1 protein-coding gene is annotated in these 1836 nt (G+C 65.1%); it reads left to right on the top strand.

Translation table 11 applies throughout. The features are described from left to right. Window positions 1-67: 67 nt before the first annotated feature. The coding region (locus ADADOO_RS15135; RefSeq protein WP_511278334.1) for a cyanophycin synthetase at window positions 68-1836 on the top strand (1769 nt) is incomplete at its 3' end.

Raw genomic sequence — 1836 nt, 5'->3', positions numbered from 1 at the left:
CAATCGGCCAAAAAGTCGCAAACCAAGAAGCCGGCTACCGCCCGGAAATAACGAGGATCAAAGCGTCATGGACGTTTCCCGCATTCGCGCCCTGCGCGGCCCCAACCTGTGGAGCCGGCACACCGCCATTCAGGCCATCGTTTCCTGCGAGGGAGCCGAGGTCGCCATCGCCAATCTGCCCAATTTCGAAGCCCGTCTGCGCGAACGCTTCCCGGAACTCGGCGATCTGATTCCCTCCGACCATCTCGACACCGTGTCGATGGCCCACGCACTGGAGTTCGCCATCCTGGGCCTGCAGGCCCAGGCCGGTTGCCCGGTCACTTTCAGCCGTACGGCACAGACGGTCGATCAGGGCATCTACCAGGTCGTTGTCGAATACACCGAAGAAGATGTCGGCCGCCTGGCCTTCGCGCGGGCCGAGCAGCTTTGCCTCGCCGCCCTCAACGACACCCCTTTCGACCTCGATGCCACGCTCAAGGAATTGCGTGATCTCGACGAGGATATTCGCCTAGGCCCGTCGACCGGCGCCATTGTTTCGGCCGCCGTCGCCCGCGGCATCCCCTACCGTCGCCTGACCCAGGGCAGCCTCGTCCAGTTCGGCTGGGGCAGCAAGCAAAAGCGCATCCAGGCGGCGGAAACCAGTTTCACCAGCGCCATCGGCGAAGCCATCGCCCAGGACAAGGAACTGACCAAAAAGCTGCTGCACGCCTCCGGCGTCGCCGTGCCTTACGGCCGTCCGGTCGAAGACGAGGACGACGCCTGGGTTGCCGCGCAGGAAGTCGGCCTGCCGGTCGTCGTCAAGCCGCAGGACGGCAATCAGGGCAAGGGTATTTCGGTCAATCTGACGACCGAGGAGCAGGTCCGCCGCGCCTACCGCGTCGCCATCGAGTTCCGCGACGACATCATGGTCGAAAAATTCCTCTCCGGCCATGACTGGCGCCTGCTGGTCATCGGCAACAAACTGATCGCCGCCGCCCGGCGCGATCCGCCGCTGGTCATCGGCGACGGCACGCATACCGTCCGCGAACTGGTCGACATCGTCAACAGCGACCCGCGCCGCTCCGACGGCCACGCCACTTCGCTGACCAAGATCCGCTTCGACGACATCGCCCTCGCCCGCCTCGAAGAACAAGGGTTAACCGCCGACACCGTGCCCGGCCGCGGCGTCCGCGTCGTCCTGCGCAACAACGCCAATCTATCTACCGGCGGTTCGGCTACCGACGTCACCGACGACGTCCATCCCGAACTCGCCGCCGCTGCCGTCGCCGCTGCGCAGACCGTCGGCCTCGACATCTGCGGCATCGACGTCGTTTGCGACACCATGCACAAACCGCTCGAAGAGCAAGGTGGCGGCATCGTCGAATGCAATGCCGCCCCGGGCCTGCGCATGCACCTCGACCCATCCTTCGGCAAAGGCCGCGCCGTCGGCGAAGCGATTGTCGGCATGATGTTCCCCGACGGCCCCGACGGTAAACCCGACAACGCCCGCATCCCTGTCGTTGCCATTGCCGGCACCAATGGCAAGACGACGACCAGCCGCCTGATTGGCCGTATATTTGAAGCCAACGGCCTGCGTGTCGGCATGACCAGCACCGACGGCATCTACGTCGAAGGCCACCGCATCGACAGCGGCGACTGCTCCGGCCCGCGTAGCGCCCGCAATGTGCTGATGCACCCGGACGTCGATGCCGCCGTCTTCGAAACGGCGCGTGGCGGTGTGCTCCGCGAAGGCCTCGGCTTTGACGTGTGTGACGTCGCCGTCATCACCAACATCGGCCTTGGCGACCACCTCGGCCTCAACTACATCACCACGGTCGACGAACTGGCCGTGGTCAA

It is taken from the genome of Azonexus sp., assembly GCF_036170495.1.
Taxonomy (GTDB): Bacteria; Pseudomonadota; Gammaproteobacteria; order Burkholderiales; family Rhodocyclaceae; genus Azonexus.
This window is presented reverse-complemented; position numbering and strand designations above follow the sequence as displayed.